The sequence below is a fragment of the Ruegeria sp. O6 genome, assembly GCF_056535045.1.
Map to the genome: position 1 here is coordinate 88004 of NZ_JBQERM010000014.1, position 12119 is coordinate 100122.

A 12119-nucleotide genomic window follows, 5' to 3' on the forward strand; every position below is an offset into this window, starting at 1 on the left:
CACCTACAGGCGTTAGTTCGTGTTTGTATCTGCCTGCGCATCGAGGGCGGCATAGCCCTCGGGCAGGTCAATTTCGTAGAATGTATACGACAGCGTGATCGTATGAACATACTTGGCTTCAAGATCCTCGACCATTTCCGGGTCGACGAAGAAAGTCACCGGCATCTCAACGCGTTCGCCGGGTTGCAGCACCTGCTCTTCAAAGCAGAAACAGGCAATCTTCTGGAAATACCCACCCGCAGAATAGGGCGCCACGTTGTAAGACGCCTGCCCGGCAATGGGGCGGTCGGTCGGGTTAAAGGCCTCGTAAAACGCGAGACCTGTTTCGCCGATGCGCACATCCATCTCGCGCACGACCGGCTTGAATTCCCATTCCATGTCCTTGGCCTTGGACGCGTCAAAACGGATGGTAACGGTGCGATCCAGAATGGTATCGGGGGCAGTTTCGGCAACACCGGTGGTGCCACCAAATCCGGTCACCCGGCAGAACCAGTTGTAGAACGGCACCGACGCCCAGGCCAGACTGCCCATCAGGACAACCACGCCAACAGTCTGGAAAACCGTTTTCTGAGGACCGGACAACGCCATCAGTTCTGAACCTCTTGCGTCGCCCTGTTGAAATCAGTGCCCGAGACCTTGACGATGGTCAGGCCAAAGATGATCACGATAAAGGCGGCCAGGGTCAGGCCGACACCCAGATTGCGGCTGAACCGGCGCTGATGCAGCTCGTGGTCTTTGCGAAGGCTCATGACCATCCCCCCAGACCATAGGGTTTCAGCAGGGCTTCGGCCAGAACGGCACCGAAATGCAGGAACAGATACAGCAGCGACAGCTTGAAGAAACCGCGTTCGACCTTGAAATTATCTGCCTCGGAATCATCCTCGGTCCGGCGCGAGATTTTCCACGCGCCCCGCAGGAACAGGATGTTCAGAATCAATGCAACGGTCAGATAGATCGGGCCGCCAATGCCTGAAAATGCAGTTCCGATGGCCAGCAGGGCCAGCAGGGCTGTATAGACAAGAATATGGACACGTGTCGCGCGGCGACCATGGGTGACGGTCAGCATCGGCACGCCCGCGTCGTCATAGTCCGAGCGCATGAACAGGGCCAGCGCCCAGAAATGCGGCGGCGTCCACATGAAGGTCAGTGCAAACATCAGCCAGGGCTCGACCGACATCGATCCTGTGGCGGCCACCCAGCCGATCACCGGAGGGAACGCACCCGCTGCGCCACCGATCACGATGTTCTGCGGCGTCGAACGCTTCAGCCACATCGTGTATACGACAACGTAGAAGAAGATGGTGAAGGCCAGAAACGCGCCTGCAAACCAGTTGGTCGCAAGGCCCAGCATGATCACCGACAGACCAGACAGAGCCAGACCAACGGCCAGCGCCTCGCCTTCCTCGACCTTGCCCGAAGGGATCGGGCGGGATTTGGTGCGTTTCATGACACGGTCGATATCCGCGTCCCACCACATGTTCAGCGCACCTGATGCTCCGCCTCCGATGGCGATGAACAGGATGGCGCAGAATCCGACGAAGGGATGGACAGGAACAGGGGCCGCCAACAGGCCGACCAATGCCGTGAACACAACCAACGACATCACGCGCGGCTTCAGCAGGGCGAAGTAATCGCCAAAGCCGGCCTCGTCCGCCCGGGCGGTCGCAGTGCTGGCATTGATGCTTGCGTCAGTCATTTCCGGTCCTTCTGGGGCGAAAACTGCGCGGATCGCCCGCGCAGCCTGAAATTTGTTTCAGGCGGGGTTGAGCCCGCCCCTATCGTACTCAGTTCGAGGCGACCTGATAGCTTTGCGGCAGGCCCGCATATTCTTCGATCGCACCTTGCAGCCATTCGTCATAGACTTCCTGGCTTACGACCTTGACGGTAATCGGCATATAGGCGTGGTCCTTGCCGCACAGTTCCGAACACTGACCAAAATAGATGCCTTCCTTGTCGGCCTGGAACCACAGTTCGGCCAGACGTCCGGGCACACCGTCCTGCTTTACGCCAAAGGCCGGGATGGTCCACGAGTGAATCACGTCGGATGCAGTCACCTGCATCACGATGACCTTGCCGACCGGAACGACAACAGCGGTGTCGGTGGCCAACAGCCATTCATCATCGCTGTAGCCTGCATCGATCAGCTTGGCGCGCATTGCGTCATCCAGAACAAATGGCGTCACGTCCGCGTCCGCAGGGCGTGCGCCCTCGTCCAGGGTCGCCGGGTGGCCCAGCAGATAGCTGTCGAATGCGAAATCGTGATCAACATACTCGTAGGTCCAGTACCACTGGTTGCCGACGACTTTGATGGTGATGTCACCTTCCGGGATTTCCTGCTGTTTGAAAAGAACCGGCAGCGAGAACGCGCCAATAAACACCAGAATCAAGATCGGACCCAAGGTCCAGGCGATTTCAACAGGGGTATAGTGCGAGAAACGCGCCGGGGTCGGGTTTGCGCGCTGATTGTAGCGCACGATGCAATAGACCAGCAGAGCTGCAACCAGCAGACAGACTGCGGTGATGATCACGAGAATCATGCCGTCCAGCTTCTGGATTCCTGTGGCAAGGCTGGTGGCCGCGGGCTGGAAGCCCATGCCGCCGTCTACCGGCTTGCCGATAATCTCAAGCTCCTGAGCCATGGCGGGTAGGCTGGAGAGGGCTGTCATAAACCCTGAAAGCATCAAAGCATTCTTCATGTTCTGTCCTGATCGTTTGATCTTTGCGTCCCTGACGGAAAGGTGTGAATCGGTCGCACCTCTCCCGTTGTCTTTGGCCGCGTTAAAAACCATATTCCAGCGGGTAGATAAAGCAAAATGCTTGCGTCAAACAGACGCTATTTTTGATCTGGATCAAACCCGAAAGGTCGCAACCCATGCCTGAAGCCACGTTTCGCCCCTTTGAGAGCGCCCTGCCGCAAGATGAAGCACTGGCCATATTGCGCTCGGCAACGGACGGGGCCGAGGATGGAGAGCTGTTTGTCGAGCGTCGGAAATCCGAATCTCTGGTGTTTGACGACGGGCGGCTTCGCACCGCGTCTTATGACGCATCCGAGGGATTTGGCCTGCGCGCCGTTCAGGGCGAAGTTGCCGGATATGCGCATTCGACTGATGTATCGATTGCCGCGCTGAAACGTGCCGCCGAAACCGCGCGACTGGCGGTTGGCGATGGAGGCGGAACGCTCGCCGAAGCGCCCCGGCCCACGAATACGCGCCTGTACACGGACGAAGACCCAATCGAATCCGCCGCCTTCCCGGTGAAAATCGAAACCCTGCGGGAGATTGACGCCTTTGCCCGCGACCTGGATCCGCGGGTGGTTCAGGTCAGCGCAATGATCGCAGCCGCCGTTCAGGAGGTGGAAATTCTGCGACCCGATGGTGTGACGGTGCGTGACGTGCGCCCCATGACGCGCGTGAATGTCTCGGTCATTGTTGAACAGGACGGGCGGCGCGAAAGCGGATCGGCCGGTGGCGGCGGGCGGGTTGGCCTGAGCGGGTTGATCGACCCTGCCGACTGGCAGGCCAAGGCGCGCGAAGCCCTGCGCATCGCATTGGTCAATCTGGACGCGGTTCCCGCCCCTGCCGGCGTGATGGAGGTTGCACTTGGTCCCGGCTGGCCCGGTATTTTGCTGCACGAAGCCATCGGTCACGGGCTTGAGGGCGATTTCAACCGCAAGGGAAGCTCGGCCTTTGCCGGACTGATGGGGCAACAGATAGCATCTAAGGGCGTGACCGTGGTGGATGACGGCACGATTGCCGACCGTCGCGGCTCGATCACTGTGGATGATGAGGGCACGCCCAGTTCGCGCACCGTATTGATCGAGGATGGCATCCTGACCGGCTACATGCAGGATCGGCAAAACGCCCGGCTGATGGGCGTTGCACCCACGGGAAATGGGCGGCGACAGAGCTATGCGCACAAACCCATGCCGCGCATGACCAATACGATCATGTTGGGGGGCGACGCTGATCCGGCGGCTTTGGTGGCAGATATTAATGACGGCATCTGGGCGGTTGGATTCGGCGGCGGCCAGGTCGACATCACCAACGGCAAGTTCGTTTTCTCGTGCACCGAGGCGTATCGTGTCGAAAACGGCAAGATCGGCGCGCCGGTCAAGGGCGCCACGCTGATCGGTGACGGGCCATCGGCCTTGAAGCGCATCCGCGGCCTTGGCAACGATATGGCGCTGGATCCGGGTATGGGAACCTGTGGCAAGGACGGTCAATGGGTGCCCGTGGGTGTGGGTCAACCGACGGTGCTGATGGACGGGTTGACTGTCGGCGGGTCGGCAGCCTGAGGCGGAAGAGAAGCGCAAAGGCAGGCGCAGGGTTAACCATGCGCCACTTTGATTCGATAGCACTCCAACCGACGCCATTGATTTGAGCGCCGGTTGGAAAATATTCTTTTATTTATTTTCAGACACTTGATCGGTGTATTCTTCGAGAAATACAGATAAATCGCTGCTAATTATCTGCGATTCAGAGGCTGTTAACCCCCTGTCCCGTAAACCAGTTCTGCAATCAGGCGGAGCAACGGATGACCGAAGAGCAGCTTTCTTCCAATCACCCCCCACTCCCACCCACCACGGAAGAGGACCGGTTTTCGTGGCTTCGCCTGTTGCGCTCGCGCAAGGTCGGCCCGGCGACGTTTCGTCGGCTGCTGCGTGAACATGGCTCGGCGCAGAACGCGCTGGCCGCGCTGCCTGAAATGGCGCGCGCCGCCGGAATAGATGGGTATGAAACCTGTCCCCCCGGCGTGATCGAGGCGGAACTCAGGGCCGCAGAAGCAGCCAAAGCGCGGCTTTTGTGCCTTGGGTCCGCAGAATTCCCCAACGCGTTGAACGACCTATCCGATGCCCCGCCCTTGCTTTGGGCCATCGGGGATGTGTCGCTGTTGCAGAAACCGACGATTGCGATGGTGGGCGCGCGCAACTGTTCCTCGCTGGGCGCACGGATGGCGCGTGGTCTGGCGCGCGCCTTGGGTGAAAAGGGACATGTGATTGTCTCGGGTCTGGCGCGCGGCATTGATACGGCAGCGCATATGGCGTCGCTGGACACCGGCACTGTTGCCGTCATGGCGGGCGGTGTCGATGTCATTTACCCGGCCGAGAACACGGAACTGGCGCATAAAATCGCGACCAAGGGACTGCGGCTGTCGGAACAGCCGATGGGCGTGACACCTCAGGCAAGGCATTTTCCACGCCGCAACCGGATCATCTCGGGCCTGGCCCAAGCTGTTGTGGTGGTCGAGGCCGCCGCGAAATCCGGCAGCCTGATCACAGCGCGTGACGCCCTGGATCAGGGGCGCGAGGTTCTTGCCGTGCCCGGCCATCCGTTCGACGCCCGCGCTGCCGGGTGCAACCTTTTGATTCGGGACGGTGCGACGCTGGTCCGTTCGGCAGACGACGTTGTCGAAGCCCTGCCGCAGCAAGGCGATCTGGTCTTTGCAAAACCCGAGTTGCCGCCCGCCATGCAGCCACGGCCTGCCGTACTGGACTTGCAGGCGCAAATTCTTGAGCGGTTGGGACCTTCCCCTATCGCCGAAGACCAGTTGCTGCGCGATATTGCGGCCTCGGCCGGGGATCTGGGGCCAGCGCTGGTCGACCTTGAACTGGACGGACGAATCCAGCGACAGCCGGGCGGGCTGTTGTCTCTGGCAGGCTGATTTGGACGGAAAACAAGATTGCCCAATCGAACGCTCTGCCTGCGATCAGGTGCGGGTATCACGCTGAAATCACGTCGCTTTTCCGCCTGCCAAAGGAACGCATTGACAATCCCCGCTTGCCCCACACATTTTGCACCACCATAGAAGGCGCCAAATTCGTCGAGCGAGGTTTCCCCTTAAATGCCCGTAGTTGTTGTAGAATCTCCGGCCAAAGCAAAAACAATCAATAAATATCTCGGCCCTGACTACACCGTTCTGGCCTCTTACGGCCATGTGCGGGACCTGCCGCCAAAGGACGGATCGGTCGATCCGGACCATGGATTTTCCATGACATGGGAAGTGGGTAATGACAGCCGCAAACATGTAAAGGCCATCGCCGACGCGCTGAAAGAAGACAACGCGCTGATCCTCGCCACCGACCCTGATCGTGAGGGTGAGGCAATCAGCTGGCATTTGCAGGAAGCGCTGACCAAGCGCCGCTCGATCAAGAAAGACACACCGGTTAGCCGGGTGACCTTCAACGCCATCACCAAAGAAGCGGTGACCGAGGCGATGAAGAACCCGCGCGACGTCGATATGCCCCTGGTCGAAGCGTATCTGGCACGCCGCGCCTTGGACTACCTTGTTGGCTTCAACCTGTCACCGGTTCTGTGGCGCAAACTGCCCGGCGCAAAATCCGCAGGTCGGGTGCAGTCGGTCTGTCTGCGCCTGATCGTCGAGCGTGAGATGGAGATCGAAGCGTTCAAGCCGGTCGAGTACTGGTCGGTTCGGGCCCTGTTCGAGACACCGCGTGGTCAGACCTATGAGGCGCGGCTGGTCACGTTGGCGGGCAAGAAACTGGACAAGCACGATCTGGCCAACGCAACACAGGCCGAACTGGCGGTTCAGGCCGTCACCAGCCGCGCGCTGCGTGTGACTTCGGTCGAAGCCAAGCCCGCCGCGCGCAATCCAAGCGCGCCGTTCATGACTTCGACCCTGCAACAGGAGGCGAGCCGCAAATTCGGCATGGGCGCGCGCCATGCGATGCAGGTTGCGCAGCGCCTCTATGAGGCCGGATACATTACCTATATGCGAACCGACGGGATCGACATGGCACCCGAGGCCGTGACGGCAACGCGCGACACCATCGCGGACCGGTACGGTGCAGAATATGTGCCGGACAGCCCGCGTATGTACAAGAACAAGGCCAAGAACGCGCAGGAAGCACACGAATGTATCCGCCCCACGGATATGACGCGCGATGCCAAGGCGCTGAAGGTCACGGATGAAGATCAGCGCAAGCTTTATGATCTGATCTGGAAACGGACCATTGCCTGCCAGATGGCGGCAGCACGATTGGAGCGCACAACGGTCGAGATTGGCAGTGACGACGGTCAGGTCGGTCTGCGAGCCACCGGTCAGGTGGTAATGTTCGACGGGTTCATGCGCGTCTATGAGGAAGGCCGCGATGATGTCGCCGATGATGACGAAAAGCGCCTGCCACAGATCATGGAGGGCGACCCCGCGCGCTTTTCCAAGACCACGCTGCGCGATCAGTTTGCCAAGGCCACCAGCGAGTCGGACAAAGCCGCTATCATGGCCGATAACGAAGCCGTTCTGGCGTTGCAGCATCACACGCAACCGCCCCCGCGCTATACCGAGGCCACTTTGGTCAAACGGATGGAGGAGTTGGGGATCGGACGTCCTTCGACCTATGCCTCAATCGTGACCACGATTCAGGACCGCGAATATGTGCGCAAAGACAAGAACCGGCTGATCCCCGAGGAAAAGGGCCGGATCGTCACCATCTTTCTGCTGAACTTTTTCCGTCAATACGTTGGATACGAGTTCACCGCGAATCTGGAAGAGCAACTGGATGACGTCAGCGCCGGTGATCGTGACTACAAGGATCTGCTGGGCAAGTTCTGGCGTGATTTTTCGGCAGCGATTGGCGAAACATCCGAACTGCGCATATCGGAAGTGCTGGACAAGCTGGACGAGGCATTGGCGCCACAGCTTTACCCCCCGCGTGAAGACGGGTCCGACCCGCGTATCTGCCCGAAATGCGGGTTGGGACAATTGCACCTGAAAACCTCACGCACCGGCGGGTTCGTGGGCTGCGGAAACTATCCGGAGTGCACTTATACGCGGCCTATCGCCGGTGAAGGCGCGGAAGGCGACGAACAATTGCTGGGCGAAGACGCCGGGGATGAGATCTGGCTGAAGTCCGGCCGATTTGGGCCGTATGTCCAGCGAGGCGAACCCACGCCCGAGAACAAGAAGCCTCCGCGCGCCTCGCTTCCACGCGGCTGGAGCAAGGATGACATGGATCTGGACAAGGCGCTGACGCTTCTGTCCCTGCCGCGCCAGATCGGTGAGCACCCCGAAGGCGGCATGATCACCTCGAACTTCGGGCGTTTTGGCCCCTATCTGATGCATCAGTTGGCCGATGAAGCCAAGCCGGTCTATGCCAACCTCAAAGACCCAAACGATGTGTTCGAGATCGGTATGAACCGCGCCGTAGAGCTTTTGGCGGAAAAACGAGCCAATCCCGGTGGGCGCGGGCGCGCAGCGGCAAAAGCTTTGAAAGACCTGGGCGAGCATCCCGATGGCGGCGCGATGCAGGTTCTGGACGGACGGTACGGGCCATATGTGAAGTGGGAAAAGGTCAACGCGACCATCCCGAAAGACATCAAGCCCGAAGACGTGACGCAGGAAATGGCCATCGAACTGGTCAATGAGCGCGCATCCAAGAAGGGCACCAAGAAAAAGGCTGCACCCAAAAAGAAGGCTGCCGCCAAGAAGACAGCAAAGAAAGCGGCTGAATAAACCGGACTTTTGACCGGGACATGTCACCAAACACGCGGGCCGGTTTCTGAATAAAGGAACCGGCCCGCGTGTTTATGGACTGACGCGATACAGGATTGCGTTGTTCAGTAAAGGAGTTGAGACATGTTCAGAACCGCCATTCTTGTTGCGGCGATAAGCGTTGCGGCTGCCACGCAGGGCCATGCCGCGCATCACGTCAAGTCCGCCACAGCCGAAATCATCAACGCGCAAGGCGACGTCATTGGTCAGGCGAAGGCGACGCAAGGGCCCAATGGTGTTCTGCTGCACGTGCGCGTCACAGACCTGCCGCCGGGAAAACATGGGTTGCACCTGCACAGCCATGGTGTCTGCGAGGCCGGCGAAGGGTTCAAGACGGCTCAAGGCCATGTTGGCAAAGTTGAAGGCGCACATGGGCTGCTGAACCCTGAAGGCCCCGAGCCCGGCGATCTGCCCAATCTATATGTGGGACAGGATGGCGTGGGCGAGATGGAGGCCTTTACAAACCTTGTTTCGCTTGAAGGTGATGGAGATGTATTGCTGGATGGGGACGGATCAACTTTCATCATCCACGAAGCTGGCGACGATCACATGAGCCAGCCCATTGGCGGTGCAGGTGGGCGCATCGCCTGCGGGATCCTGATCGCCGACTGACACTATTGTCAGCTGAACTACCGTAGAAATACCTGAACCTTCTGGTTTCATTGACTTCCCCATGACGTGGCGGCAAAACCTGCCCATCACCATGTCATTGGGGGAGTTTTCCATGAAGAAAGTCTATGCCAATGCCGCCGAGGCACTCGATGGGGTGCTGACGGATGGCATGCTGATTGCCGCGGGCGGGTTTGGCCTGTGCGGCATTCCCGAACTGTTGCTTGCTGCCATCCGGGATTCGGGCGTCAAGGACCTGAGTTTTGCGTCGAATAACGCCGGTGTGGACGATTTCGGTATCGGCATCCTGTTGCAGACCAAGCAGGTCAAAAAGATGATCAGCTCGTATGTCGGCGAAAACGCCGAATTCATGCGTCAGTATCTGAGCGGCGAGTTGGAACTGGAATTCAACCCGCAAGGAACACTGGCCGAACGGATGCGCGCCGGTGGTGCCGGTATTCCCGGGTTCTACACCAAGACGGGCGTCGGCACCGTGATTGCGGAAGGCAAGGAGCACAAGGATTTCAACGGCGAGACCTATATCCTTGAGGAAGGCATTTTTGCCGATCTGGCTATCGTCAAGGCCTGGAAAGCTGACGACACCGGCAATCTGGTGTTCCGCAAGACCGCCCGCAACTTTAACGTGCCCGCTGCCACCTGCGGCAAGATCTGCGTGGCCGAAGTGGAAGAGATTGTTCCGCGCGGCTCACTGGACCCGGACAAGATCCACCTGCCCGGCATCTATGTGCATCGCATCATCCAAGGCGATCACGAAAAGCGCATCGAACAGCGCACCACCCGCAAGAAGGAGGATGCATAATGCCCTGGGACCGCAATCAGATGGCCGCACGCGCGGCAGAGGAACTGGAAGACGGCATGTATGTGAACCTCGGCATCGGGATTCCGACGCTGGTGGCGAACTATGTGGGCGACAAGGACATCACTCTGCAATCGGAAAACGGAATGCTGGGTATGGGCCCTTTCCCGTATGAGGGCGAAGAAGACCCGGACCTGATCAACGCGGGCAAACAAACGATCACCGAACTGTCCCGCACTGCCTATTTCGACAGCGCCACATCCTTTGCGATGATCCGGGGCGGCAAAATCGCTGCTGCGATTTTAGGTGCCATGGAAGTGGATGAGAAAGGCGACCTGGCAAACTGGATGATTCCCGGCAAGCTGGTGAAAGGCATGGGTGGCGCCATGGACCTGGTTGCAGGCGTTGGGCGCGTGATCGTGGTTATGGACCACACTAACAAGCACGGTGAAAGCAAAGTCCTGAAGGAATGCACTCTGCCACTGACCGGCAAGGGCGTCGTGGATCGCATCATCACCAATCTCGGCGTTCTGGACGTGGTCGAGGGCGGATTGAGGATCGTTGAACTGGCAGAGGGTGTCAGTGAAGACGAAATGCGCGCCGCGACCGAAGCTACAATCGTCGGCTGAACAAAAGAAAAGGCCCGCCGGATCGAGGCGGGCCTTTTCAGTTTGAGGTCTGGAACACGCATCCATCTGAAATCAGATCCGGCGGCGTCGCGCACAAAGCCCGCGCGATCTGGAAAGCGGCCAGAACCTTGGGGACATAGTCTCGGGTTTCGGCATAAGGCGGCACGCCGCTGTGTTTTCGTACAGCCCCCTCACCCGCGTTGTAACCGGCCAGAACCAGAATCGGATCATTCCCGAACTCTTCCATCAGCCAGTTGAGGTATTTCACGCCCCCGGCGATGTTCTGCGAGGGTTGCAGACTGTCCTTAACGCCAAAGCGGGCAGCTGTGGCGGGCATCAATTGCATAAGCCCCTGCGCGCCGGCCGAACTGACGGCATCTGCGCGACCGGCCGATTCAACCGAAATGACGGCCAGCACCAGCGCTGGCGACACATTGGTTCCCACGGTTGACCGCAAAATCTCGATCCCGCGTTCTTTTGCTATGTTTTGCAGAGCTTGCAGCCGGGGCGATCTTACATTCGTCGCCGCCAGCGCGTTTATCGCAGCATCAAGCCGCCCGGCCCCGCTTTCATCAATGTGTGGTGAAATGCGGTCCCAGAATGCCTTGTACGACCCTTTAGGGTCAGGCGCGGCACCGATTCCGGGCACTGTTGGCTGAACCACTTTGGTTCTTGCTATGATTTCTGGAACCACCAGTTCCACCCCTGTACTGGGGGCTGAGGGCTTGGCCGCGTGTTCCTCGGGGGTGATCTGAATCGTCACGCGAGGACGCTCACCCGGCTTGGGAGCTTTGATCCGCTTGTAAACTCCGCGCGGCTCAACCTCGGTCGCATACCCGGGTGCGACACCAGATAGTAGAAACGCCAGTACACCGGCGCATTGAAGTGCGTTCCGGAGAGTCATGTGCCTGCCTCATGTATTCTTTTTACGCGATTTGAACCGCGAATCTTCGCCCAAAGCCAGAAAAACAAAGCGAATTGGGGCAATTTCGCCTCATTTGGCGTAAATTTGCACCGCTACAGAGCGCTTGGCATCAATCAAAGAATTTTTTTTTGCCTTATTTACAAACGCTTACGCATTTAGTGACTAAAAAGTTAAGCCGCGCGAAAAAAAATCTGTGTTTGGCCCAATTCCTGCCACGCACAACAGGCAAACATTAATCCATACCGAGACGGACATGAGCGGACTGAGAGAGAAAGCTCTGAAGAACGCCGAGGTTTGTTAAACTCTTTTTGATCCTTTAGGAGGGACGTAACATGATCAAGTTCATCAAGAACTTCCGCAAAGACGAAGACGGCGCAGTAACAGTTGACTGGGTTGTTCTGACCGCAGCAGTCATCGGCCTGGCAGCCGTTGCATACCAGCAGATCTCGGCTGGCGCGACCGGCCTGGCAACAGACGTGAACCAGGCCCTGAACGGCGCATCGCTGAGCACCGGCAGCAACACCGCAACCGGCGGTATCACAACTGCAGGCAGCAACAGCGGCAGCTAAGCTTCTGCTTGAGCAAGATTTTGAAGCCGCGCCATTCAGGCGCAGCTTTTTTTCGTTCAGAG

General features: G+C 58.8%; 12 protein-coding genes. 7 read left to right on the forward strand and 5 right to left on the reverse strand.

Features of this window, described 5'->3' with window-relative positions; genetic code table 11:
- Window positions 1-12: 12 nt before the first annotated feature.
- From ACR0DY_RS16480 to coxB, 4 genes are all read right to left on the reverse strand, one after another.
- Entirely contained in the window at window positions 13-588 is a 576-nt protein-coding gene (locus tag ACR0DY_RS16480; protein ID WP_267363056.1) for a cytochrome c oxidase assembly protein, read from the reverse strand.
- Window positions 588-749: a hypothetical protein gene (locus ACR0DY_RS16485; protein WP_267363054.1), complete on the reverse strand. Its 162-nt coding sequence runs from the start codon at window positions 747-749 to the stop codon at window positions 588-590. The genes ACR0DY_RS16480 and ACR0DY_RS16485 overlap by 1 nt, the downstream gene beginning before the upstream one ends.
- Window positions 746-1696, reverse strand: coding sequence for a heme o synthase (gene cyoE, locus ACR0DY_RS16490; RefSeq protein ID WP_480484378.1), 951 nt, complete (start codon window positions 1694-1696; stop codon window positions 746-748). Before cyoE ends, ACR0DY_RS16485 begins: the two co-directional genes overlap by 4 nt.
- Before the next feature lie 88 nt (window positions 1697-1784).
- Complete coding sequence (gene coxB / locus ACR0DY_RS16495; RefSeq protein ID WP_209505589.1) at window positions 1785-2696, reverse strand: cytochrome c oxidase subunit II; 912 nt, start codon at window positions 2694-2696, stop codon at window positions 1785-1787.
- Between the two features lie 176 nt (window positions 2697-2872).
- Between coxB and tldD the strand changes: the two genes are divergently transcribed.
- The 6 genes from tldD to ACR0DY_RS16525 all read left to right on the forward strand — a co-directional run bounded on the left by tldD (window position 2873) and on the right by ACR0DY_RS16525 (window position 10563).
- A complete protein-coding gene (gene tldD / locus ACR0DY_RS16500) occupies window positions 2873-4294 on the forward strand; it encodes a metalloprotease TldD (protein ID WP_480539573.1) in 1422 nt (473 codons plus the stop codon).
- 239 nt (window positions 4295-4533) lie between these two features.
- Window positions 4534-5661 carry a DNA-processing protein DprA gene (gene dprA, locus ACR0DY_RS16505; RefSeq protein WP_480898742.1) on the forward strand — a complete coding sequence of 376 codons (1128 nt, stop codon included), beginning with the start codon at window positions 4534-4536 and terminating at the stop codon, window positions 5659-5661.
- Window positions 5662-5841: 180 nt separating this feature from the next.
- On the forward strand, window positions 5842-8469 hold the full coding sequence (gene topA, locus ACR0DY_RS16510) for a type I DNA topoisomerase (RefSeq protein ID WP_209598180.1): 2628 nt from the start codon (window positions 5842-5844) through the stop codon (window positions 8467-8469).
- Between the two features lie 123 nt (window positions 8470-8592).
- Window positions 8593-9120, forward strand: coding sequence for a superoxide dismutase family protein (locus tag ACR0DY_RS16515; protein ID WP_480539575.1), 528 nt, complete (start codon window positions 8593-8595; stop codon window positions 9118-9120).
- 112 nt (window positions 9121-9232) lie between these two features.
- Entirely contained in the window at window positions 9233-9937 is a 705-nt protein-coding gene (locus ACR0DY_RS16520; RefSeq protein WP_209505579.1) for a CoA transferase subunit A, read from the forward strand.
- Window positions 9937-10563, forward strand: coding sequence for a CoA transferase subunit B (locus tag ACR0DY_RS16525; RefSeq protein ID WP_209505577.1), 627 nt, complete (start codon window positions 9937-9939; stop codon window positions 10561-10563). Before ACR0DY_RS16520 ends, ACR0DY_RS16525 begins: the two co-directional genes overlap by 1 nt.
- A 37-nt stretch (window positions 10564-10600) precedes the next feature.
- Here the strand turns inward: ACR0DY_RS16525 and ACR0DY_RS16530 are convergent, their stop codons facing one another.
- A complete protein-coding gene (locus ACR0DY_RS16530; protein ID WP_480546441.1) occupies window positions 10601-11467 on the reverse strand; it encodes a lytic transglycosylase domain-containing protein in 867 nt (288 codons plus the stop codon).
- A 353-nt stretch (window positions 11468-11820) separates the two neighbouring features.
- Here ACR0DY_RS16530 and ACR0DY_RS16535 point away from each other — a divergent pair, with 353 nt between their 5' ends.
- Window positions 11821-12057 carry a Flp family type IVb pilin gene (locus ACR0DY_RS16535; protein WP_480484372.1) on the forward strand — a complete coding sequence of 79 codons (237 nt, stop codon included), beginning with the start codon at window positions 11821-11823 and terminating at the stop codon, window positions 12055-12057.
- The last annotated feature ends 62 nt before the right edge of the window (window positions 12058-12119 follow it).

Excerpts from the sequence above, each read along its gene's own strand:
- ACR0DY_RS16530 (WP_480546441.1), bottom strand. The coding sequence starts at position 11,467 with ATGACTCTCCGGAACGCACTTCAATGCGCCGGTGTACTGGCGTTTCTA.
- ACR0DY_RS16525 (WP_209505577.1), top strand. The coding sequence starts at position 9,937 with ATGCCCTGGGACCGCAATCAGATGGCCGCACGCGCGGCAGAGGAACTG.
- ACR0DY_RS16535 (WP_480484372.1), top strand. The coding sequence starts at position 11,821 with ATGATCAAGTTCATCAAGAACTTCCGCAAAGACGAAGACGGCGCAGTA.
- tldD (WP_480539573.1), top strand. The coding sequence starts at position 2,873 with ATGCCTGAAGCCACGTTTCGCCCCTTTGAGAGCGCCCTGCCGCAAGAT.
- coxB (WP_209505589.1), bottom strand. The coding sequence starts at position 2,696 with ATGAAGAATGCTTTGATGCTTTCAGGGTTTATGACAGCCCTCTCCAGC.
- cyoE (WP_480484378.1), bottom strand. The coding sequence starts at position 1,696 with ATGACTGACGCAAGCATCAATGCCAGCACTGCGACCGCCCGGGCGGAC.
- ACR0DY_RS16485 (WP_267363054.1), bottom strand. The coding sequence starts at position 749 with ATGAGCCTTCGCAAAGACCACGAGCTGCATCAGCGCCGGTTCAGCCGC.
- ACR0DY_RS16520 (WP_209505579.1), top strand. The coding sequence starts at position 9,233 with ATGAAGAAAGTCTATGCCAATGCCGCCGAGGCACTCGATGGGGTGCTG.
- dprA (WP_480898742.1), top strand. The coding sequence starts at position 4,534 with ATGACCGAAGAGCAGCTTTCTTCCAATCACCCCCCACTCCCACCCACC.
- ACR0DY_RS16515 (WP_480539575.1), top strand. The coding sequence starts at position 8,593 with ATGTTCAGAACCGCCATTCTTGTTGCGGCGATAAGCGTTGCGGCTGCC.
- ACR0DY_RS16480 (WP_267363056.1), bottom strand. The coding sequence starts at position 588 with ATGGCGTTGTCCGGTCCTCAGAAAACGGTTTTCCAGACTGTTGGCGTG.
- topA (WP_209598180.1), top strand. The coding sequence starts at position 5,842 with ATGCCCGTAGTTGTTGTAGAATCTCCGGCCAAAGCAAAAACAATCAAT.